Source organism: Streptococcus pseudopneumoniae (assembly GCF_001072375.1).
Lineage (GTDB): Bacteria > Bacillota > Bacilli > Lactobacillales > Streptococcaceae > Streptococcus > Streptococcus pseudopneumoniae_L.
In genome coordinates, this window is the sequence record NZ_JVKV01000052.1 from 56,626 (window position 1) to 75,668 (window position 19,043).

Here is a 19,043-nt window from a genome sequence, read left to right on the forward strand (position 1 = left end):
AGTTGAGTTTTTGTCATCTATTTAGACTAGAATCTTTTAAGCTTTGCTATATTGAGCTACAACTGCTTCAACTGCTGCTTTTTCACGCTTAATCAATTCAACGCGAGCTGCGATATCCTTAATTCCCATGCGGATATTACGGCTAAGGGCAAGGTCAGAAAGTTGTGGTTCATAGAATGCCTTGTATTCTGCCAAGCGTTGCTCTGTTTTAAAGATGTGTGATGGGAAGATGACAAAACTGTCAAAACTCATATCACCACCAAGAGCTGCCTTAATCCAATCCCAGTTTTCACGTGCCCACACCCATACAATTTCTTGAGTTGCTTGGTGTCCGAGGAATTGGAGATACCATGCTGAAAGGTCCTGTGGTTTCACGACAAATTTGTCCTTCCAAGTTGCAAGCAGTGTTTGGATGTTCTCTGCATCTGTCGCATAAGCAAGGGCTGCTGCCAATTGGCGTTTAAAGGCGGCATCTGTCGCATGAGTATAGAGATCGAGATAAGTTGCGACCAATTCCTTAGTCTCATGGTGTTTCATTTCATTGATGAGAACTTGTGAACGAATAGCTGCTGGAAGTCCTGAAAGATTATCCTTGTGGGCTGCGAAAATTTGGCTAGCAACTTGACTAGCTTCTTCATCATTTGAACGAATCATCATAGAAATGGTTAATTGACGAACCAATTCATCCTCATCAGATTCACCTTCTTTAGCTTCAAAGCCAAGACGGTCATAGTTGTAACGAGCCAGTTTAGCAATAAGGGCTTTAAAGGCTTTTTCTGCCTCTGTTCCTTCATCAATGAAGCGTTCAAGGGCTGTAATAACTTGAGAAACGGCAGCAACAACTAGGTAAGATTCTTCTTGTGCCAATTGATCCACTACTGGAAGCAAGTCTGCGTATGAAATGTGACCAGCTTCAGCTAGCAAACGACGTTCTTGAACGATTTGAAGTTTGCTTGTGTTATCAAGTTCTACTAATTCTGAAAGAACAGCATCCAATAAGTCGCCTTGATAGTCTGTAATGTAATGTGCTGTATTTTCTGTGTTAAGACGAAGGGCTCCTTTGTTTTCAGCAAGAAGTGCTGCATAGCCAGGAATTTCGATGCTTTCTGTTTCGAGAGTATCTGGTAGTCCTTTCCAGTTGCTGTTAAGTGGCACTACCCAGAGACGGTTCTTGTCTTCGTGTTCACCGATGAAGAATTGTTTTTGTGAAATCTTCAAAACATCATTTTCAACTGTGGCAGTAAGGACTGGATAACCAGGTTGTTCCAACCAAGAATCCATGAAAGCTGCTACATCACGACCAGATGCTTGTCCAAGTGCATTCCAAAGGTCACGACCAATGGTATTTCCGTATTGGTGTTTTTCAAAGTAAGCATGCAAACCTTTAGCAAAATCAGCATCTCCTAACCAACGGCGAAGCATGTGCATGAGACGGCTTCCTTTGGCATAAACGATAGCACCATCGAAAAGCGTATTGATTTCATCTGGATGGCTAACTTCAACGTGGACAGATTGAACACCATCTGTCGCATCACGTTTAAGAGCGGCTGGCACTCCACTTGTTTGGAAGTCTTCAAAGATATTCCAGCTTGGCTCGATAGCATCCACACAGACGTATTCCATCATGTTCGCGAAGCTTTCATTGAGCCAGAGGTCATCCCACCACTTCATAGTAACCAGGTTACCAAACCATTGGTGAGCAAGCTCATGGGCAATAACGAGGGCTACTTGTTGACGGCTGGCAAAAGTAGAGTTCTCATCCACAACCAAGTAAACTTCACGATAAGTTACAAGACCCCAGTTTTCCATAGCACCTGCTGAGAAGTCAGGAAGGGCGATGTGAAGAGATTGAGGAATTGGGTACTTGACTCCGTAGTAATCTTCGTAAAACTCGATTGAACGAACAGCGATATCCAGTGAGAAATCAAGGTTTGAAAGTGGATGCGCCTTAGTTGAGTATACACCTACCAAAGTACCATTTTTTGTCTTAGCAGTTACCCCTTGCAAATCACCAGCAACGAAAGCTAGCAAGTAAGAAGACATACGCGGAGTTGTCTCAAACTTCCAGATACCAGTCTCTTTACGGTTTTCAACGTCAATCTCTGGCATGTTAGACAAGGCAAGTTCGCCTTCTGCTTGGTCAAATCGAAGAGCTAGGTCAAAGGTTGCTTTAGCTTCTGGTTCGTCCACACATGGGAAGGCTTCGCGAGCAAAGTGACTTTCAAACTGAGTTGACAAAACTTCCTTCTTAACACCATCAACTGTATAGTAAGATGGGTAGATACCTGTCATGTTGTCTGTGATTTTACCTGAAAAAGCAAGAACCAATTCAACTGAACCAGCTTCTTCAAGTTCGATATGAAGAGCTTCGTTTTCATTATCAACTATAAATGGACGAGCTTGACCTGCTACTTCAACAGAAGCAATCTCTAAGTCTTTTTGGTGAAGGGAAATGCGGTCACTTTTAGCTTGACCAGTAATAGTTACTTTTCCTGAAAAAGTCTTGGTCTCACGACTCAAGTCTAAAAATAAATCATAATGTTCAGGAACAAATTTTTCAATATAATGTTCTACTGCTTGCATCATTTTCTCCTATTCTATATTTCTGAGCAAATGCTCTAGTTCAAACATACCTATTTTATCATATTTTAAGTCAGAAAAAAGCTTTGGACGGTGATTTCCAAAACTTTCTTCCTTCTAGTAGTCTACAGAGGGTAGACCTTGCGAAATTCTTCTAAAACAACCTTGCTGTCAGGAGTAAAAGTCAGCCCAGCCTCCCTCATCCACTCGGTGAAAAAGTCCTCATGAACCTGACGCCAATAGGCTAAAGATTTGTCTCCCTCACCTTCCTTGTAGGCATGGTCGGCTGAAACCTGATGGAAAGGCTGAACGGAAACCTTTGTAATTTCGACGATGCAAACAGCTTGATCCTTACTGTCTAAAATAACATCAAAAGTTCCTTCTTGTGGAAGGGGTTCGTCCTCTACTGCGTAAAGATCGTAAGCTGAGGCAGTTGCCGTTTTTTCGCCTGTAAACACCAGATCCGCTAAAAGGTCTGGATCCACTCCAAAGGCCCAGGCATCTATCTCATCTCCGATAGAGGGGTTGATTTGCTTGTAGGCATTCCACATTTCTTGAGGTGTCATAGGTTGCTCCTTTGTATTTTTTTACTTTCTTCTTTTACACGTTTGAGATGGTCTGGATGGTTAATTTTTAAATCAAAAATCTCTGGAATAGAACTATAATGGATAATGCACTTGATATCCATTTGATTCATTCTTTGCATGAAAGAAGCATTCAGATATCCTGCTACGGCGAAATCTATCTTTTTCATCCTTGCTTTATCCTGCATCTGTCTCAGCATTTCTAACATAATGGGACTTTCCATATCATGCCATTGACTGTTCCTCACAGTCGCAAAAACAAAAGAAGTCAAATCATTTATTCCCACTACAATCTTTGAAATACCAGTTTCCAGTATCCTGTCCAAGTCAAAATAAGCTGATGGTAATTCAATCATTGTTCCAACTTTTCCAGTAAAACCATGCTGGCGCAATACTCTAATAACTTGTTTTAACTGTTCAGCATCATTGACAAAAGGAAAAATAACAGACAGATTGAGATTGGTTTGATAAACTTCTGTAACAACATTTGCTTCAGCATGAAATTCATCCAAACACGCCAGTAAACGCCTAGTTCCTCTATATCCAAATAAGGGGTGGCGTTCATCAAAATACTCTTTAGTCCCGTCTAGACAATTTGCTTCTGCATTTGTTAACTCTGAAAAGCGATACCAGACTTCTTCATCTGGGTACAAATGGCAAATAGTGTCTAGATAATCTTTTACAAATTGCTGACAACTTTTTAGCAGTATATTTTGACTGATCTCCCTCACCAAATATTCCCCACGAATCATGCCGACGTGGTGCAATAGTTGTGGGTAAACTTTTTCAACAATTCTTTCGCCACTAAGAGCTAGTTGATTTTGCATGTTTTACCTTCCAATTCTTATAGCTTGTCATGTCCAATTCTGGAAATCCTCGTAACTCTGCCTTCACCTTCAATACTAAGGGGGAGGCATTTTCTTCGGTAATCTGCTCAAGAGGAAGCCAAATTGCCTTTGCTGAATCATTGCTTCCGTCAAGAACTTCCTGAGGAAGGGATTTTTGAGAACGTTCTAAATCAAGTACTATATCATAAAAGGCCATGATATGATGTACTGCGAAGTCTTGCCCCTCTTCTTGAACCATCACATCATAAATCCTAGGATTTGAATAACTGCTAAGAGTATAGCCTGTCTCTTCAAGAACTTCTCTCTTGAGAGTTTCTGTCAGCCCCTCCCCTACTTCCTGACTACCACCAGGTAAATCAAAACGATGCTGATAGGGGCCTCTCGTTTTTTCAATGCAAAGCAATTTCCCGTCTTGAAGACAGACCCCGTATACACCAAAGTGATTTTTGATTTCCATATTCCACTCTTTCTAAAAGTCAAAGATTTCTAGCTCACTTTATCCCTTAAAAGGAAAGAGGCTATAGATTTCATGTTCCTTGATATACTTCTTCAGTATCTCCATATTCTCTTCAATTTTTGCCTGAATATCTGTCTCTTCACACGTTGACTCAGCAATAAAGAGGTGAATCTTCAATAAATCTGTCAAGTATAGCAGACGACGTTCCATTTCTGATTCAGGACTTGATTCTTGCTTAATTTTTGCAAGCTTTTGCTCCAAGCTATCACCATTCAAAAATCTCTGATGAACTTTCCTTCTTATGTTTTGAGTGGATTCCTCCCCTTGTTCTAACGGAGACAAAAGGAGTTTTTTATAGGCAGATAGCTTATTTTCTGTTTCTCTTTCCATATAGGCCAATAAAATCAGAGAACTGTCAACAAAGGTCCAAGTGTTATAATTTCCTTCAAATGGGACTTGTATGACACTCTCCAATAATTTCTTAGCCATTTCCTCTTGACCATCTAGATAAAGTAGATAGGCCAGATGATTTAGCGATTCGAGATAGATAGCTTGGGTTTTCTTATTCTTTTTGGGGATCAGGTTTAAATACGAGACTAACTCAAGATTATTTTCAACCTCTTCGATTAGTTCTTTAACATTCATTTCTTTTCTCCTATCCAGTTCACTTTTTGTTATTTAGAAAGGCTTTTTCTCAGATTAATTTTACCGAAATAGATATTCTTTCGCTGTCACTTGGACATCCTGGGAAAGGTAGCGCTCTATCAAGTCACCTGTCCCAGCAATAAATTCCTCCTGTGGGATATATTCTCTTTGGTTCCAAACATTTGAAAAAGCAAAATAGAACTCAAAAAACTCCGTCAAACTTGCGCCGAGTTTGTAAAAATTGGGATCTCCAGGACTGCCCGCGTAAACAGGAGATTTTTCATCTTTCATATCGCAGAAAAGAATATCGTCTGTATCTGTAGTAGCGAATATCTGGTATTGCCCTTCACTAAATTGAAGAACATCTTGTAAGGCCCAAGATTCAACTGCCCTTGCAGGAGAATCTAATGGCAACAAAATGATATTAAAATTTTGATTAGCAAAAAATAACTCCTCTTTGAACACTATGTGTTGATAATAATCAAGCAATTCTCCTGTCAAATTTGAAGACTGGATCCTTAATTTTTCATTTGAAAAATTAACCGATTGGGGAATAAACGTTGTTTCCTCATAGAGTTTAATAATCTTTTTTAATACAGTAACTACTGCCATTTTTCTCACCTCAGTCAATCCTCTTACGTCTCATTTAAGAATTCCAGCCATATCTTCACATCTGAATTTATCTTATGTGCAATCTCACTCCTTATGAGATTCGTTTATTTATAACGGAACTTCATAAATCTAGGAGAGCTACTTAGAGTCAAAAGGCATAAAGCTATCATGCTGATTATAATAATTCAAAGCTTCGACCAAGTCTTGGAGACTTGCATCTGTTTTTTCCTCAAGTGCGACTGCAAGGACATCAATCAACTGCTCTCCATAGTAGACTAGCTGGAGATCTTGCTCCGATGCATCAGCTGGGTAGACATCAGAGTCGTCCACTACATCCGGATAATCTGATACCCAATAAAGGCAATCCAGTTTCAGTTCTCCATCCTCCTTGCCATAGAGACAAAAATTATCTGAAGATAACTGGTCCACGCGCACCTGCTCGATTATCTGCTCTAGTGAAAGTTCTTGGTGTTTTCGCATCCTGTCTCCTTTTTAATCTCACTCTTCAACAAAAGAGTTCAAAAATTCCTCAAAAGAAGCCCATTGACCATAGATCTCAGCTTTCTCTTCTAAAACATAGAAATAAACCTTACCATAATCTTCTTCCCTTAGAGAAAGAGCGTAATTGCCAGAACCAGGATCATATGCGAAATGGAGAAGGTCTGTAGCCCTAAATCCTGCAGGCACAGCCTCATCATCATACCATGTAAGAGACTTGCTCATCTCCTCAAGTGAATTAAAGGAATTGAAAGGAAAGAGGTGATGTTCATCGTGGACACCACTTACTTGAGGCTGACCACCGTTGTGCTTGAGATAAAAGTCCATCATAGCCTCCGGTAATTTCTTCCCAAGAATCTCCTCAAATTGTAAAAATTCTTCTTTTGAAATTGGTGAATCTGCTTCTAGCACTCTAAACATGATTACTTCCTTCCTTTTTTACAATTCTTCTTCCAAGACCTTGTCAATAAAGTCATAGACTGTAGTAGCAACTTTTTTCATTTCTAGGGAGCCTAAAGTACCCAGGTCATTTTCATAAATATAATCATCAGAATTTTTCTTAATAAAGTAAGCCAAATCTCCTTCCTGTCCAATCATAAAATAATCTGGCTCTGTTTCCTCAATCTGATAAGTCTCATTTCGCTCTTGAAGATCCTCCTTAGCATACAAACAGATGCCTGAATCTTCAATTTCATAGGGGTCAATCTCTTCCCACTCTGATAAAAACTGGTAGTAGAGATTGGGCAAGACAAATCCAAACTCATCTCTTTTCATAGCTTACCTCCACATATTCACTGAGTATCAACTATATTACTTCAAAGACCAACCACCATCAATAGTCAGGACTTGTCCCTGCATGGCACTCGCTTTTCCACTTGCTAAAAAGAGGCTAACTTCAGCAACTTCACCTGGCTCAATCCAGCGTTTGATAGGTGTTTCACTAGCTACCCAGTCCGCCAAACCACCTGGTTCAAAATCAGCTGCCGTCATACCCGTCTTAACTGCACCTGGTGCGATTCCAAAGACCTGGATACCTTCTTCTGCATAGTCCAGAGCTAATTGCTTGGTAAATCCAGACAAGGCGTGTTTAGAAGAGGTATAGGCGTGACCACCACCGCCTGCTAGATTTGAAGCGATGGAGCACATATTGATGATAATCCCATGTTTATGTTCCAGCATGTGTGTCAAATAATAGCGGGTCAACTCTACTGGAGTTACGTAATTGATTTCAAAAATCTCTTGGATTTCTTGGGCGGATTGTTCTAGTAAGGGCTTGTAGTCATCCAATACACCTGCCGTATTACATAAAATATCCACCTGAGGACACCAGTCAAAAATTGGTTCTAAGTCAAGTGTTAAATCACGTTGTAGAAAGTGAAAGTCGCCTTGTAAGGCAGGCTTTTCACCCTGATCCACTCCGAAAACCTGATAACCTTTTTCTAAAAAGAGTCGAGCCTGTGCTAGGCCAATCCCTGAGCTAACACCCGTAATGAGTACACGTTTAGTCATGGACTTCCACCCAGTCTGTTGCTAGGACATCACAAGGGGTTGGACTCCACATAGAAAAACCTTCCCCTTCTCCAGATACGTTGATGAGGAAATAAGGTGTCACTTCAAGGGCGACCCCGTTTTGCTCGATAGTATCAAAGAGCTGGACATAGTTTTCAGTCCCACCCCAGCCAGTACGTACATATTTTTTCTTAGCCTTTAGTCCAGGCAAAATTTCTTCAAATGTCATGTTTTTCTCCTTTGTTATCTATGAATCTTAATTTAATTATAACAAAAAACCGTTTTCCAACGGCTTTTTGACTGTGATTATTCTGATTTATATAACTTGAGAAAACTATCACCATTGCAATCCAGCTTCTCTAATTTCCTTTTTAGAGGCAAACTTTCCATTTGGTCGATGCCATCTTCCATTTCTATCTCTAAAGTAGCCACCTGTATTACTACTTTGTGATTCTTCTTCTGCTGGCGCTTCAGTTTCCTGCTGTGTCTGTTCTTCTTTAGCCTTCTCTTCTGCTTCTTTTTTAGCTTTTTCTTGTGCTTCTTTTTCTTCAGCCTCTTTCTTAGCCTTTTCCTCGGCTGCCTTAAGCTCTGCAGCGCGTTCTTCAGCTGACTTGACCGTATTCTTTGCAGTACCATCTGCATAATTTATTTCAGCATTGGCTGAAACGTTATCCAAGGCGACATGGGTTACGGAATACTTATCAATTTTTTCCTTGCTACTACCTAATTTAATTTCAAGCAAATTCCCATCCTGATCAATTCCTACATACTGTAAGATAATCTGTCTTGGAATCAATTCATTATCCTTATAGACAGCTGTCACCTTATAGTCAAGGTAATAGTTTGGATGATTTGCAAGCCATGAATCAAGTCCATTTTCATAATAGAGCATGCTACTTTGATTTTTGTCATCCGTTCCAGTAAAGGCACCTGTATTTAACCAGGCTGTCATAGGAACTAGATTGTGGCCTTCATCGTTGAGTCCACTAAATTGATAACCAACTAAATGACCGCGATTCATCAGCCAAGCCTCTTTAGAACCATCTCCGTAGTAAAATTTATAGTTATGCCATCCAACTGGATCAAAGGTTAATTTAGCTTCTCTCTTTTCTTGAGGCTCATCACTATCTTTCAGCTGAATATGAGCATAGGTTGCACGAGATTTGGAATCCAGTTCTCCAAGTTCAAGTTGCTTTTCGTTTCTAAAAGTAAGTAAGCCAGCTTCCTTGTATAACTTTGTATTATTCTGCGTAGTCTGTTCAGTCGTTACAGGTTCAGCTACTTTCGCCTCTTCTTTATGTTTCGAGCAGCCAACAGATGTCAGTAATGAAAGTAAAACAACAGAAGTCAAAACTATTCTTTTCATTTCAAATGCCCCTATTTTATTAAAATGTTTATTATATTGTTATTTTATAAAATTTTACCATATATAGTTTGTATTTTCAAACAATTATATAAATTTTTAAACAAAGATAAAAAGAGCGAGAATTGACCTCGCTCTTGATAGGATAGCGTTTTCGTCTCTAAGGCAAGTCATTCCCCGCTGCTAGGTAAATCTCATACCATTCTTTTCGAGTTAGGTTAACATTATTTGCTTGGCTTGCTTCTATCAAATGTTTAGGGTTAGTTGTTCCTACTACTGCCTGCATCTTAGCTGGATAACGTAACACCCAAGCAATAGCAATAGCTGATGGGCTCACACCGTATTTTAATGCTAATCGATTGAGGACTTGGTTTAGTTGTTGGAACTTCTCATTGCCGACAAAATTCCCTTTGAAATATCCGAACTGCAAGACTGACCAGGCCTGAATAACCATGTCGTTTAATTTGCAGTATTCAAAGACGCTACCATCACGCAAAGCTGCCTTGTCACCTTCCATATTGACATGGAAACCTGATTCAAATCCTGGCGTGAAAGCTGCGCTTAGTTGTAATTGATTGATAGATAAAGGTTGTTTGACCTCTTTCTTCAGTAATTCTATCATCATAGGATTTTGATTGGACACACCGAAGTCTCGAACTTTACCTGATTTGTGTAGAATTTCAAAGGCTTGAGCCACTTGATCAGCTTCCATCAAAGCATCTGGACGATGGAGAAGCAAGCTATCTAGATAATCAACCTGCAATCTTTTTAGAATCCCGTCTACTGATTCTAAAATATAATCTTTTGAAAAATCAAAATAGGTGAATTCTTCAATGCGAATGCCACACTTGGACTGAATCCACATCTTCTCTCGCAGGTCAGGACGATGCTTTAACACTTGACCCAGTAATTCTTCACAACGACCTCCACCATAGATATCTGCCAAGTCAAAGGTATTGATTCCTACAGATAGGGCTGTTTCAACCAACTCCTCAACCTCTTTAACTGACTTGTCACTAATTCGCATCATGCCTAGAACGATTTCGGACAATTCTCTTTTCTCCTGACCAAATGGAATGTATTTCATGGCAATTTCCTCCGTTTTTCTTCATTATAAAGCAGAATGACACTTTTATCAACTGCTATCTCACAAAAGAAAAGAACCAGTTTAAACTGGTTCTTTTTAAATCTTACCCAATCACACTTCCGTTTGGTACAGCTGGATCAACTGTTAGAAGGGTTAATTTGCCATCATGTTCAGCTGAGAGAATCATCCCTTGGCTGACATATTTTTTCATCATCTTACGTGGTTTGAGGTTGGCAACGATTTGGACTTTCTTGCCGACCAATTCTTGTTCGTTTGGATAGTATTTCGCAATACCAGAAAGGATTTGACGATCTTCACCATCTCCAGCATCAAGGCGGAATTGAAGCAACTTATCAGAACCTTCCACTTTAGACACTTCTTTGACTTCTGCGACACGTATTTCAACCTTGTCAAAGTCTTCAAACTTGATTTCTTCCTTGTTGAGTTTGAGTTCGACTTCATCTGGATTCCATTCTTTCTCGACGGCTGGCTTGTTGCCTTCCATTTGTTCCTTGATATAGGCGATTTCTTCTTCCATATCGAGACGTGGGAAGATTGGTGTTCCTTTGGCAACTACTGTTACACCTGCAGGGAAATCAGCTAGGCTCAAGTTTTCAAGGCTAGAAACTTCTGCTAGACCAAGTTGTGTCAAGACTGCACGACTGGTTTCTATCATAAATGGCTCAATCAAGTGGGCTACGACACGAAGGCTAGCTGCCAAGTGGCTCATCACACTTGCCAATTGCTCACGGTGCGCTTCGTCCTTAGCCAGTACCCATGGAGCTGTCTCATCGATGTATTTATTGGTACGTGAGATAAGAGTCCAGACTGCTTCAAGCGCACGTGGGTAGTCAACTGCTTCCATGTAGGTATGGTAGTTAGCGATTGATTGTTCTGCCACTTGAGCAAGTTCATTGTCAAAGTCTGTTACACCTTCTACATAGGCAGGGATTTGACCATCAAAGTACTTGTTAATCATTGAAACCGTACGGTTGAGGAGGTTTCCGAGGTCATTTGCCAATTCATAGTTGATACGACCCACATAGTCCTCTGGAGTGAAGGTTCCGTCTGAACCAACTGGAAGGCTACGCATGAGGTAGTAACGAAGTGGATCGAGACCATAGCGCTCTACCAACATTTCAGGATAAACGACATTCCCTTTAGACTTAGACATCTTGCCGTCTTTCATGACAAACCAACCATGAGCAATCAAACGTTCTGGTAACTTGATATCGAGCATCATGAGCAAGATTGGCCAGTAGATGGAGTGGAAACGGAGAATATCTTTTCCGACCATGTGGAAGACTGTTCCGTTCCAGAACTTGTCAAAGTTAGCATGATCGTCTTGACCATAACCAAGAGCAGTCGCATAGTTAAGAAGGGCATCAATCCAAACATAGACAACGTGTTTTGGATTAGATGGGACTGGAACTCCCCATGTAAAGGTTGTACGAGAAACCGCTAAGTCTTCCAAACCTGGCTCAATGAAGTTACGCAACATTTCATTAAGACGACCATCTGGAGTGATGAAATCAGGGTGCGATTTGAAAAATTCGACCAAGCGGTCTTGGTATTTGCTGAGGCGAAGGAAGTAAGATTCTTCTGAAACCCATTCAACCTCGTGACCTGATGGAGCGATACCACCCGTCACATTTCCAGATTCGTCACGGAATACTTCTGCCAGCTGGCTTTCTGTAAAGAATTCCTCATCTGATACTGAATACCAACCAGAGTATTCTCCCAAGTAGATGTCATCTTGAGCAAGCAAACGTTCAAAGACTTGAGCCACTACTTTTTCATGGTAGTCATCAGTTGTACGGATAAATTTATCATATGAGATATCGAGTAATTGCCAGAGTTCTTTAACACCAACTGCCATTCCGTCAACATAGGCTTGTGGTGTAATCCCAGCTTCTTCTGCTTTTTGTTGAATCTTTTGACCATGCTCATCCAGACCTGTCAAATAAAAGACATCGTAGCCCATAAGGCGTTTGTAGCGAGCTAAGACATCACAAGCGATGGTAGTGTAGGCAGAACCGATATGAAGTTTACCAGATGGATAGTAAATCGGTGTTGTAATATAAAAATTCTTTTCAGACATAATATTTCCTTTCCAGGCTAATGAAACCTGTTTTTCTAACACTTCATTATACCATATTTTGATGATTTTCAATAAGGAAATCCATACAAAAACAAGACAGACTGTTGTCCATCTTGTTTTTCATCTTGATTATCTTATTCATAGCGAAGAGCTTCAATCGGATCTAGCTTAGAAGCTTTATTGGCTGGTAGAACTCCGAAAATCATACCGATGCCAGCTGAGACCGCTAAACTAAATAGAGCGATTGGGATGGATACTCCAACTTCTATTCCTGCAATCAAGTTTTGAAGAAGAACACCTGCAAGCATGGTCACTCCTGCAGCAAGCAGAAGACCGATGACCCCACCTAATAAGGTTAAAATCATGGATTCAATCAAAAATTGAACCAGAATATTCCCACGCGTTGCTCCTAGTGCTTTACGTAGACCAATCTCACGAGTACGTTCTGTCACTGAAACGAGCATAATGTTCATAACACCAGTACCACCGACAAAAAGGGAAATCCCTGCAATGGCACTAATAATCGTTGTTATGAAGCCAAAGAGTTGTTGAACTTCTTGGAAGGCTGCAGACGCATCTGCAACTTGATATTCCCCTTGTTGAAGACCTGCAATCTCTGTCATTCTTCTTGCCAACTCTGGTCCTAAGGTCTGGGTTAAGCTAGTATCATTGACACGGAAGACAATATTTGAAATCTCATCTGTGTTAAAATTAGCTGCTAAGGAAATATTGGTCGTGATTGGTAGTCCTCCGACTCCAAATGTTTTCGCAGCCTTAGCTTCCTTACTTGCATAAACACCAATAACACGGTAACTAATTTCATTTACTTCAACAATTTGGTTGAGAGCTTCTTGTGCTGAACCAAAAAGGCTATTGGCTAGTTCTTCATCTAGGATAATCACACTTGCGAAATCCTTATAATCTTGCGCTCTAAGGCCACGACCTACAATGATTTCATTTTCGACCGCATCCATATAGGTGACATTCCCACCCGTCATGTTAGCGTGTTCGACCTTTTTATCCTTATAAGTCAAGGTCACATTGGCTGAGTTGGTCACATAGTAGCTATCCACTCCCTTGAGCTTAGCAGCTTCCTTAACCCAAGCTTCTTGTGGTTTTGGAGGTTCAACAAAAACATCTTCCTCTTTACCAGACAGGGTTAGAGCAGATTGCTTCTGGGTGAAGGAACCGTCCTTGCTCTTGGTAGGTGAGAAAAAGACATGAATGTCCTTCTGAGACTTGGTCATATTTTTATTGACCTGGCGAGACATAGAGTCACCCAAGGCCATGATAACGACAACGGAGGATACACCTATGATAATCCCGATCATGGTCAAGAAAGAACGCATCTTGTGGGCCATAATGGATGAAAAGGCAAATTTCAGATTCTGCATCTTAGTTTTCCTCCTTTTCTACGAGACCACTATCAGATGAAATGACGCCATCACGAATGACAATCTGACGCTTGGCGTAAGCAGCGATTTCAGGCTCATGCGTAACCATAATGATGGTTTTTCCTTCTTTATTTAATTCAACTAAGAGTTGCATAATCTGATTTCCAGTTTTAGTATCCAAAGCTCCAGTAGGCTCATCTGCTAAGATGATTGAAGGATTGTTGACCAATGCACGCGCAATGGCAACCCTTTGCTTCTGACCACCTGACAACTCCGAAGGTAAATGATGGCTACGCTCGGTCAGTTCAACCTTTTCCAGATATTCTTCTGCTAATTTGCGACGTTTTGAAGCTGAAACTCCAGCATAAATCAAGGGCAATTCTACGTTTTGAAGAGCATTAAGCTTGGACAAGAGAAAGAATTGTTGAAAGACGAAGCCGATTTCCTGATTTCGAACCTTGGCTAATTGTTTTTCACCCAAACCAGCCACTTCTTTTCCATCTAGAAAATACTGACCACTTGTAGGGGTATCCAACATACCAATAGTATTCATGAGGGTAGACTTCCCTGAACCAGATGGTCCCATGATAGCCACGAATTCTCCCTCGTGAACTTCAAGGTTAATGTTTTTGAGAACTTGAAGCTCTTGATCACCATTTCGATAACTACGGCAGATATTTTTGAGGCTAATTAGTTGCTTCATCAGTCTTCACCTCTTTTCCTTCTTGCAAGGAAGCTGTCGGATTACTGATGACTTTTGCTCCATCTGTCAGACCAGATGTGATTTCTTGGTTTTCTGCATCTGCATTGCCCAATCCAACTTCAACTTTTTTGGCCTTTTGATTTTCATCAAGAATCCAAACATAGTTTTTATCTTCTTCCATGACTACGCTCGAGATTGGAACTATCAATGCTTTACTAGTACTTTTCACTTCGACACTGACTGTAAAGCCCTGTTTCAAGTCACCGATTTCACTAGTTACATCGACTGTATATGGGTATTTAGAACCTGTGTTTGAACCAGCTAAGCTACTGCTTGCTTCACTGTTATTTTTTGGATAATTTGAAATATAGCTAATCTTACCATTCCAAGTTTTATCTGGATAAACTTTAGAAGTGAAAGTTACTTCTTGACCTACAGATAGATTGGCAAGGTTGTATTCAGAGAGCTCCCCCTTGACCTGCAAATTATCGTTACTTACGATATGTACCAATACTTGACTATTTCCTGTTGGAGATTTTGAAATGTTACGATTCACTTCAACAACTGTTCCCTCTACATTACTCAATACCGTAGCAGCATTCAACTGGGCTTGAGCTTTTTCGAGTTGCGCTTCTGCATCTGCACGCACATCACGAGCATCGCTGATTTGAGAATCAATAGCAGCTGTAGCAGAACCGGATGACTGAGCTGGCGCTTGTCCAGTTGCTCCTTCTAGACCTGCTTGCGGAAGGCTAGGTGTTGCTGCAGCGGTATTTCGAGACTCATTCAGTTCATTGATATGACGATCAGCTTTAGCAACAGCACGACTGGCAGCATCATAGGCAGCCTGGGCTTCTGTGCTACTATACTTGACAAGAGCCTGTCCTTCGCTGACCTGATCTCCAACAGAAACCAAGACCTCGTCCAAGTCACCCTTACTTGCATCATAATAGATGTATTGTTCATTCTGAGCAGTAACACTCCCCGATAGGAGAACTGAAGATGCCACAGACCCCTCTTTAGCAAGGACAATCTTAGCAGTTTCATCTTTTGCTGCAGCTTGATTTGGTTGTCTTAACAGAAGAACAGCAGCTGCACCCACTACAAGAACTGACGCCACTCCAATAGCAGTAAATAAAGGCCATTTCTTAGCTTTTGACTTTCTTTTCATAGCAATACCTCTTTTATAAATATATATGTTAAGATTATAGCACATATCCTAAAAATGGACAATTTATTTCTCATTATCCAAAAACATTTGCTAAATCTTTTATTGTTGTATTAGTTATATAATACACTTTCTTTTTTATTTTTGCAAGCATTTTCTTAAAAATTTTAAACGTAGCAGATTTTTGCATTAACCTCCAAAAAAAGATAGAATATGACTAGAAAATAACAAAGGAGCTTTCTATGAGAGAATACGATATTATCGCCATTGGAGGAGGTAGCGGAGGTATTGCTACCATGAATCGTGCTGGTGAACATGGTGCTAAAGCGGCAGTGATTGAGGAAAAGAAATTAGGTGGAACCTGTGTCAATATTGGCTGCGTTCCTAAGAAAATCATGTGGTACGGAGCTCAAATCGCAGAGAGCATCCACAAATATGGACTTGACTATGGTTTTACAAGTACTGGTAATGAATTTGATTATGCAACACTTCGGAAAAATCGTGAAGCCTATATTGATCGTGCTCGCTCTTCTTATGGTGGAAGCTTCAAGCGTAACGGAGTTGATTTGATTGAAGGACGCGCCGAGTTCGTTGACGCTCATACAGTCAGTGTCAATGGAGAGTTGATCCGTGCTAAACACATCGTGATTGCAACTGGGGCCCATCCTCATATCCCTGCCATTCCTGGTGCTGAACTGGGTGGTAGTTCTGATGATGTCTTTGCTTGGGAAAAGTTGCCAGATTCTGTAGCCATTCTGGGTGCTGGTTACATTGCTGTCGAATTGGCTGGCGTGCTCCATACTCTTGGTGTACAGACTGATTTATTCGTCCGTCGTGAGCGTCCACTTCGTGGATTTGATAGCTATATTGTTGAGAGTCTAGTTCAAGAAATGGCCAACACTGGATTAAACCTCCACACCCATAAGGTTCCTGCTAAACTTGAAGAAACTGAACAAGGCATTACCATTCATTTCGAAGATGGTAGTACTCATACTGCCAGTCAAGTTATCTGGGCAACTGGTCGCCGTCCAAACGTTGAAGGACTCCAGCTAGAAAAGGCAGGCGTTACTCTCAATGAACGTGGTTTCATCCAAGTTGACGAATACCAAAACACAGTCGTTGACGGTATCCACGCTCTTGGCGATGTCACAGGTGAAAAAGAACTGACTCCTGTTGCTATCAAGGCTGGACGTACCCTATCCGAAAGACTTTTCAACGGTAAAACCAATGCCAAAATGGACTACACTACTATTCCAACTGTTGTCTTCTCACACCCAGCTATCGGAACTGTCGGTCTGACTGAGGAAGAAGCTATCAAAGAGTATGGACAAGAAAACATTAAAGTCTATACTTCAAAATTTGCTTCTATGTATTCAGCAGTTACCAGCCACCGTCAAGAAGCTCGCTTCAAGCTCGTTACAGCAGGTGCAGATGAAAAGGTCGTTGGCCTTCATGGCATCGGCTACGGCGTTGATGAAATGATTCAAGGTTTTGCAGTAGCAATCAAGATGGGAGCTACAAAAGCTGACTTTGATGCGACAGTCGCTATCCATCCAACTGGCTCAGAAGAGTTTGTGACTATGCGTTAATAATTTTAAATGAGATCATCTCGGTCATTCAGATTGAAGAAAAAGTCTATTTTGGACCATTTTCTTCAATCTTTTTCTTTTACTAGAGCAAATTAGAGAACTCTTTTCCATCAGGATTCCTAAGGTTTATTCACCATATGGTAGCCAAGCTCCATAAGGGTAATCTGTGTTCTGAAAAAAATCCTAGCCGACTTTTTTGTCTAAATCGGCCGTTACAATTTTGTAACCTTTATTTTTAAAACAGGTTGACAATTATGTTTCTTAAAGTATAATAGTTACTATAAATTACAAAAGAGGTTAACTATTATGAAAAAAGCACATATTTACGCTATTCCAGCTATCGGGGCTGCTCTGATTGCAGTATTAGCCCAAATTAGTATCCCAATTGGACCTGTACCATTTACTCTGCAAAACTTTGCTATCGGTCTCATTGCTACTGTTTTTCGACCAAGGGAAGCTGTTCTCTCTGTTGGACTCTATCTCTTACTGGGTGCTATTGGTCTTCCTGTCTTTGCTGGTGGAGGAGCTGGTTTCCATGTTTTAGTAGGACCAAGCGCTGGTTATCTTTGGTTTGACCTAGTCTATGCAGGACTTGCATCTTATCTAACACACACAAATAGTGGTGTTGTACGTATTTTCCTAGCCAATCTCTTAGGGGATTGCCTTGTCTTTGTCGGTGGTATTCTCAGCCTCCACTTCCTTACTGGTATGCCTATTGACAAGGCTCTCGCTGTCGGTGTGCTTCCCTTTATCATTCCTGATCTTGCAAAAATTATTGCCATTAGTTTTATCGGACGACCACTCCTTCAACGACTCCATACTCAATCCTATTTTTCAAGCAAATAAAAAGAGGCCGGGTTTTTCCCAGCTTCTTTTGGATTATTCTTACATGATTGCTTATTGATTCTTAAAGGCATCGACCATCACTTGAAACTCCTCGTTTGAAAGGGTGATTCCTTTCCCCATCTTAGTGTGGTCTGGACTCCAAGCACGAATGTCAAACTTTGCTGGTGCTCCATTAAAGCTGACACGATTGATTTCCTTGGTCCAACCTTTTTCATTCTCTGAGAGCGTAAGTAAGTGTTCTTCGATTTCAAATGTAAATTCTGCCATTGTATTCTCCTTTTGATTGTCTTCACTTGATTATTCGTAAAATCTTGTAGATTTTTTTAAAATTGTATATAATGGTAAAAAGAAGGGAGGCTCCGATGAAAGATTTATTTAAACACATTCAACAAAAGTTCCAAAGCTTTCTCGACGGGCGAGAAGAACCAGATCATTCCAAAGCCGACTCCCTGACAAGTGCCATTAAAGAGGCGCTCCTAAAAAAAACTGCTGTCCACATTATTTTTTCAGATACAAGTTTTACAGGGGATATCATCAAATATGATACGGACCGCCAGCAAATTATCGTTAAAAATTTTGCAAAAAATGTGACCCGCATTATTCGAATCCCAGATATTCGGAAAGTGAGTTTTGTTCCCTCAACCGTCCAAACTGCCCAAAAAAATCGATTTAAGAAAGAGTGAGATGAGTTTTCTTCATCTCACTCTTTTCTATTAACGAATTTGTTCAAAATGAAGGTGAACAGCAATGTGTTCTCCGTAACCACTTCTCTCTAAATCACGTTGCAAACGGTAAGAGATATAGTGTTCAGCGATGGTGATGTAACCTGCACCAAGTAAGCGATGCTCAACCATTGATTGAATCATGCTGATTGTCGCACGCTCCACTTTTGCCTCTTCTAGATCCAAGACAACTTTCTTAGTTACCTGAGCTAGATTTTGACGTAAATCATCTGTCAAAACATAAACCGTTTGAGCAGCTTTGAGAATGGCTTGATAGATTTTATCTGGATCAAAGTCGGCAACTTGTCCATCACGTTTAATGACTTGCATAGGCTTC

22 protein-coding genes are annotated in these 19,043 nt (G+C 40.6%); 3 read left to right on the plus strand and 19 right to left on the minus strand.

Annotated elements, in window-relative coordinates; genetic code table 11:
- Positions 1-36: 36 nt before the first annotated feature.
- The 17 genes from ADH31_RS04085 to ADH31_RS04165 form a co-directional block, all read right to left on the minus strand.
- The gene (locus ADH31_RS04085) at positions 37-2,583 is read right to left on the minus strand and encodes a M1 family metallopeptidase (RefSeq protein WP_049509126.1); all 2,547 of its coding nucleotides are present in this window, start codon (positions 2,581-2,583) and stop codon (positions 37-39) included.
- A gap of 122 nt (positions 2,584-2,705) precedes the next feature.
- Complete coding sequence (locus tag ADH31_RS04090; protein ID WP_049509127.1) at positions 2,706-3,146, minus strand: ASCH domain-containing protein; 441 nt, start codon at positions 3,144-3,146, stop codon at positions 2,706-2,708.
- Positions 3,143-3,991 (minus strand): putative PEP-binding protein, encoded by an 849-nt coding sequence (locus tag ADH31_RS04095; protein WP_049509128.1) that lies wholly within the window; start codon positions 3,989-3,991, stop codon positions 3,143-3,145. Before ADH31_RS04095 ends, ADH31_RS04090 begins: the two co-directional genes overlap by 4 nt.
- Positions 3,969-4,469, minus strand: a complete 501-nt coding sequence (locus ADH31_RS04100) for an NUDIX hydrolase (RefSeq protein WP_049509129.1) — start codon at positions 4,467-4,469, stop codon at positions 3,969-3,971. Before ADH31_RS04100 ends, ADH31_RS04095 begins: the two co-directional genes overlap by 23 nt.
- 39 nt (positions 4,470-4,508) lie before the next feature.
- Positions 4,509-5,114 (minus strand): DUF6707 family protein, encoded by a 606-nt coding sequence (locus tag ADH31_RS04105; RefSeq protein WP_049509130.1) that lies wholly within the window; start codon positions 5,112-5,114, stop codon positions 4,509-4,511.
- Between the two features lie 60 nt (positions 5,115-5,174).
- On the minus strand, positions 5,175-5,726 hold the full coding sequence (locus ADH31_RS04110; RefSeq protein WP_239682033.1) for a hypothetical protein: 552 nt from the start codon (positions 5,724-5,726) through the stop codon (positions 5,175-5,177).
- Between the two features lie 138 nt (positions 5,727-5,864).
- Positions 5,865-6,206, minus strand: coding sequence for a DUF7716 domain-containing protein (locus ADH31_RS04115; protein WP_049509132.1), 342 nt, complete (start codon positions 6,204-6,206; stop codon positions 5,865-5,867).
- 18 nt (positions 6,207-6,224) lie between these two features.
- Positions 6,225-6,644, minus strand: coding sequence for an SMI1/KNR4 family protein (locus ADH31_RS04120; RefSeq protein ID WP_049509133.1), 420 nt, complete (start codon positions 6,642-6,644; stop codon positions 6,225-6,227).
- 18 nt (positions 6,645-6,662) lie between these two features.
- Complete coding sequence (locus ADH31_RS04125; RefSeq protein ID WP_049509134.1) at positions 6,663-6,998, minus strand: hypothetical protein; 336 nt, start codon at positions 6,996-6,998, stop codon at positions 6,663-6,665.
- Between the two features lie 36 nt (positions 6,999-7,034).
- Positions 7,035-7,733, minus strand: a complete 699-nt coding sequence (locus tag ADH31_RS04130; protein WP_049509135.1) for a 3-oxoacyl-ACP reductase — start codon at positions 7,731-7,733, stop codon at positions 7,035-7,037.
- A complete protein-coding gene (locus tag ADH31_RS04135) occupies positions 7,726-7,962 on the minus strand; it encodes a DUF2829 domain-containing protein (protein WP_049509136.1) in 237 nt (78 codons plus the stop codon). The genes ADH31_RS04130 and ADH31_RS04135 overlap by 8 nt, the downstream gene beginning before the upstream one ends.
- A 108-nt stretch (positions 7,963-8,070) precedes the next feature.
- The gene (locus ADH31_RS04140) at positions 8,071-9,099 is read right to left on the minus strand and encodes a DNA/RNA non-specific endonuclease (RefSeq protein ID WP_049509137.1); all 1,029 of its coding nucleotides are present in this window, start codon (positions 9,097-9,099) and stop codon (positions 8,071-8,073) included.
- Positions 9,100-9,256: 157 nt separating this feature from the next.
- Positions 9,257-10,183, minus strand: coding sequence for an aldo/keto reductase (locus ADH31_RS04145; RefSeq protein ID WP_049509138.1), 927 nt, complete (start codon positions 10,181-10,183; stop codon positions 9,257-9,259).
- A gap of 103 nt (positions 10,184-10,286) precedes the next feature.
- Positions 10,287-12,284 carry a methionine--tRNA ligase gene (gene metG / locus ADH31_RS04150; protein WP_049509139.1) on the minus strand — a complete coding sequence of 666 codons (1,998 nt, stop codon included), beginning with the start codon at positions 12,282-12,284 and terminating at the stop codon, positions 10,287-10,289.
- Between the two features lie 134 nt (positions 12,285-12,418).
- The gene (locus ADH31_RS04155) at positions 12,419-13,678 is read right to left on the minus strand and encodes an ABC transporter permease (protein ID WP_049509140.1); all 1,260 of its coding nucleotides are present in this window, start codon (positions 13,676-13,678) and stop codon (positions 12,419-12,421) included.
- A 1-nt stretch (position 13,679) separates the two neighbouring features.
- Entirely contained in the window at positions 13,680-14,381 is a 702-nt protein-coding gene (locus tag ADH31_RS04160; RefSeq protein ID WP_045615203.1) for an ABC transporter ATP-binding protein, read from the minus strand.
- Positions 14,365-15,552 (minus strand): efflux RND transporter periplasmic adaptor subunit, encoded by a 1,188-nt coding sequence (locus tag ADH31_RS04165; protein ID WP_049509141.1) that lies wholly within the window; start codon positions 15,550-15,552, stop codon positions 14,365-14,367. Before ADH31_RS04165 ends, ADH31_RS04160 begins: the two co-directional genes overlap by 17 nt.
- A gap of 239 nt (positions 15,553-15,791) precedes the next feature.
- Here ADH31_RS04165 and gor point away from each other — a divergent pair, with 239 nt between their 5' ends.
- The gene (gor, locus tag ADH31_RS04170) at positions 15,792-17,138 is read left to right on the plus strand and encodes a glutathione-disulfide reductase (protein WP_049509142.1); all 1,347 of its coding nucleotides are present in this window, start codon (positions 15,792-15,794) and stop codon (positions 17,136-17,138) included.
- A gap of 306 nt (positions 17,139-17,444) precedes the next feature.
- The gene (locus ADH31_RS04175; protein WP_049509143.1) at positions 17,445-17,984 is read left to right on the plus strand and encodes a biotin transporter BioY; all 540 of its coding nucleotides are present in this window, start codon (positions 17,445-17,447) and stop codon (positions 17,982-17,984) included.
- A gap of 51 nt (positions 17,985-18,035) precedes the next feature.
- On the opposite strand, the gene ADH31_RS04180 is transcribed toward ADH31_RS04175, so the two are convergent.
- Positions 18,036-18,251, minus strand: a complete 216-nt coding sequence (locus ADH31_RS04180; RefSeq protein ID WP_000807425.1) for a YdbC family protein — start codon at positions 18,249-18,251, stop codon at positions 18,036-18,038.
- A 95-nt stretch (positions 18,252-18,346) separates the two neighbouring features.
- Between ADH31_RS04180 and ADH31_RS04185 the strand changes: the two genes are divergently transcribed.
- On the plus strand, positions 18,347-18,667 hold the full coding sequence (locus tag ADH31_RS04185) for a hypothetical protein (RefSeq protein ID WP_049509144.1): 321 nt from the start codon (positions 18,347-18,349) through the stop codon (positions 18,665-18,667).
- A 30-nt stretch (positions 18,668-18,697) separates the two neighbouring features.
- On the opposite strand, the gene ADH31_RS04190 is transcribed toward ADH31_RS04185, so the two are convergent.
- Entirely contained in the window at positions 18,698-19,036 is a 339-nt protein-coding gene (locus ADH31_RS04190; RefSeq protein WP_001196044.1) for an ATP cone domain-containing protein, read from the minus strand.
- Positions 19,037-19,043 lie beyond the last annotated feature (7 nt).

Excerpts from the sequence above, each read along its gene's own strand:
- ADH31_RS04085 (WP_049509126.1), bottom strand. The coding sequence starts at position 2,583 with ATGCAAGCAGTAGAACATTATATTGAAAAATTTGTTCCTGAACATTAT.
- ADH31_RS04090 (WP_049509127.1), bottom strand. The coding sequence starts at position 3,146 with ATGACACCTCAAGAAATGTGGAATGCCTACAAGCAAATCAACCCCTCT.
- ADH31_RS04095 (WP_049509128.1), bottom strand. The coding sequence starts at position 3,991 with ATGCAAAATCAACTAGCTCTTAGTGGCGAAAGAATTGTTGAAAAAGTT.
- ADH31_RS04100 (WP_049509129.1), bottom strand. The coding sequence starts at position 4,469 with ATGGAAATCAAAAATCACTTTGGTGTATACGGGGTCTGTCTTCAAGAC.
- ADH31_RS04105 (WP_049509130.1), bottom strand. The coding sequence starts at position 5,114 with ATGAATGTTAAAGAACTAATCGAAGAGGTTGAAAATAATCTTGAGTTA.
- ADH31_RS04110 (WP_239682033.1), bottom strand. The coding sequence starts at position 5,726 with ATGGCAGTAGTTACTGTATTAAAAAAGATTATTAAACTCTATGAGGAA.
- ADH31_RS04115 (WP_049509132.1), bottom strand. The coding sequence starts at position 6,206 with ATGCGAAAACACCAAGAACTTTCACTAGAGCAGATAATCGAGCAGGTG.
- ADH31_RS04120 (WP_049509133.1), bottom strand. The coding sequence starts at position 6,644 with ATGTTTAGAGTGCTAGAAGCAGATTCACCAATTTCAAAAGAAGAATTT.
- ADH31_RS04125 (WP_049509134.1), bottom strand. The coding sequence starts at position 6,998 with ATGAAAAGAGATGAGTTTGGATTTGTCTTGCCCAATCTCTACTACCAG.
- ADH31_RS04130 (WP_049509135.1), bottom strand. The coding sequence starts at position 7,733 with ATGACTAAACGTGTACTCATTACGGGTGTTAGCTCAGGGATTGGCCTA.
- ADH31_RS04135 (WP_049509136.1), bottom strand. The coding sequence starts at position 7,962 with ATGACATTTGAAGAAATTTTGCCTGGACTAAAGGCTAAGAAAAAATAT.
- ADH31_RS04140 (WP_049509137.1), bottom strand. The coding sequence starts at position 9,099 with ATGAAAAGAATAGTTTTGACTTCTGTTGTTTTACTTTCATTACTGACA.
- ADH31_RS04145 (WP_049509138.1), bottom strand. The coding sequence starts at position 10,183 with ATGAAATACATTCCATTTGGTCAGGAGAAAAGAGAATTGTCCGAAATC.
- metG (WP_049509139.1), bottom strand. The coding sequence starts at position 12,284 with ATGTCTGAAAAGAATTTTTATATTACAACACCGATTTACTATCCATCT.
- ADH31_RS04155 (WP_049509140.1), bottom strand. The coding sequence starts at position 13,678 with ATGCAGAATCTGAAATTTGCCTTTTCATCCATTATGGCCCACAAGATG.
- ADH31_RS04160 (WP_045615203.1), bottom strand. The coding sequence starts at position 14,381 with ATGAAGCAACTAATTAGCCTCAAAAATATCTGCCGTAGTTATCGAAAT.
- ADH31_RS04165 (WP_049509141.1), bottom strand. The coding sequence starts at position 15,552 with ATGAAAAGAAAGTCAAAAGCTAAGAAATGGCCTTTATTTACTGCTATT.
- gor (WP_049509142.1), top strand. The coding sequence starts at position 15,792 with ATGAGAGAATACGATATTATCGCCATTGGAGGAGGTAGCGGAGGTATT.
- ADH31_RS04175 (WP_049509143.1), top strand. The coding sequence starts at position 17,445 with ATGAAAAAAGCACATATTTACGCTATTCCAGCTATCGGGGCTGCTCTG.
- ADH31_RS04180 (WP_000807425.1), bottom strand. The coding sequence starts at position 18,251 with ATGGCAGAATTTACATTTGAAATCGAAGAACACTTACTTACGCTCTCA.
- ADH31_RS04185 (WP_049509144.1), top strand. The coding sequence starts at position 18,347 with ATGAAAGATTTATTTAAACACATTCAACAAAAGTTCCAAAGCTTTCTC.
- ADH31_RS04190 (WP_001196044.1), bottom strand. The coding sequence starts at position 19,036 with ATGCAAGTCATTAAACGTGATGGACAAGTTGCCGACTTTGATCCAGAT.